Raw genomic sequence first — 1,598 nt, 5'->3', positions numbered from 1 at the left:
TCAGGGTTCTGAACGTCCATGATAACCCCACCTTTGAGCATCTGTGCCAAGTTTTTATTTAGTTCATAACGATTTTCAGTCATTTCTTAATCCTCATCATTTGTATTGGTAGCTACCATTTCATTTTAAGCCAGATTAGAATGAAGTACAAGATAGAAAAAGGATAATTGTGTGGGTACAGATTGACACTCAATGAAAATCAAAGAGCAAACTAGGAAGCTAGCCGCAGGTTGCTCAAAGCACTGCTTTGAGGTTGTAGATAGAACTGACGAAGTCAGTAACATATATACGGTAAGGCGAAGCTGACGTGGTTTGAATTTGATTTTCGAAGAGTATAACTAAAAAACTATCTGACCTTAACTTAAGGCCAGATAGCTCAGCTATTGTTATTTTTCAGCTGTAAGTGCAGCCATTGTGATGTAATTGTATGGTTTGTTGAAATGTGGCAAGAAGAATAGGTCTGTCAAAGCCAATTTATCAATGGTTACATGCTCTTGGATAGCAAGTGAGAACATGTGGATTCCCATGCTGATAGCAGAATCGTGTGAAACCATTTGCGCACCAAGGATTTCGCGGCTGTCTTTGTCAAAGACAATCTTGATGGCAACTTCGTGGTTGTCATGTTTGATAAATTCTGGTTTTTGAAGATCGTTAAAGCCAGTTTCAGTTGCATTATAGCCTGCAGCCTTGGCTTTTTCAAGAGTCAAACCAGTCGAAACCATGTGAAGACCGTAGATAGAAATACCGTTTGATCCTTGAACTCCGATTCCTTCCAATTCATGACCACAAGCGTTATAAGCACCAACGATACCAGTACGTACAGCATTAGATGCAAGAGCGATGTAGCTTGTATCTTTACGAGCATTGTCATAAACAGTTGCACAGTCACCAACAGCGTATACACCTGGGATAGATGTTTCTTGTTTCTTATCTACAAGGAAAGCACCGTTACGGAAGAGTTCAATCTTACCGTCAGCAAGAGCTGTGTTTGGACGGAAGCCAACAGCAAGAACCACCATATCCACATCAAATGTTTCTTTGTCTGTTACCAAGCGTTCAACTTTTCCATCACCTTGGATGGCTTTAACTGTTTGACCAAGAGCCAAGCGAATGTTGTGGTCTTCCAAGTTCTTCGCCATCATTTGAGTAAAGTCTTTGTCATAGTAGCCGTTCAAGACAGTGTCTACAATATCTACAAGCACTACTTCTTTTCCAAGACGCTCGAAAGCTTCAGCAAGTTCTACACCGATGTAACCACCACCAACAACGGCAATGCGCTCAAGGTGTTTGCTCTTGTCTTCAAGTTTTTCAATAACTTCTTCAGCGTTTTGGTACAATTTAACAAATTGTACATTTTCAAGAGTCGCTTTGAATTCGCGGTTACCCTTAACGATTTCAACACCTTCGATTGGAGGCAAGATTGGAGTTGAACCAGTTGCAAAGATCAATTTATCATAAGACTCTTTGTGTTCTTTACCTTCAACTTCTGCAGTCACAACTTTGTTATCGTAGTCAATTGAAAGAACTGGTGAGTTCATGTAAACTTTAGCACCTTTTGCTTCCAATTTTTCTTTATCAGAGTAGAAGAGACCTTCTGG

At 40.1% G+C, this 1,598-nt stretch carries 1 protein-coding gene and 1 pseudogene; both read right to left on the bottom strand.

From position 1 onward, the window contains the following. Nucleotides 1-83 (bottom strand): annotated as a pseudogene (locus tag GMD4S_RS13340) (pyridoxal 5'-phosphate synthase lyase subunit PdxS); the annotation flags it as partial. Nucleotides 84-386: 303 nt separating this feature from the next. Then, nucleotides 387-1,598: H2O-forming NADH oxidase (gene nox, locus GMD4S_RS08670; protein WP_000296616.1), on the bottom strand; the 1,212-nt coding region annotated here is incomplete at its 5' end.

This window comes from Streptococcus sp. GMD4S (genome assembly GCF_000296955.1).
Note: the sequence above shows the minus strand (reverse complement) of the source record. Positions and strands in the feature narration are given on the sequence as shown.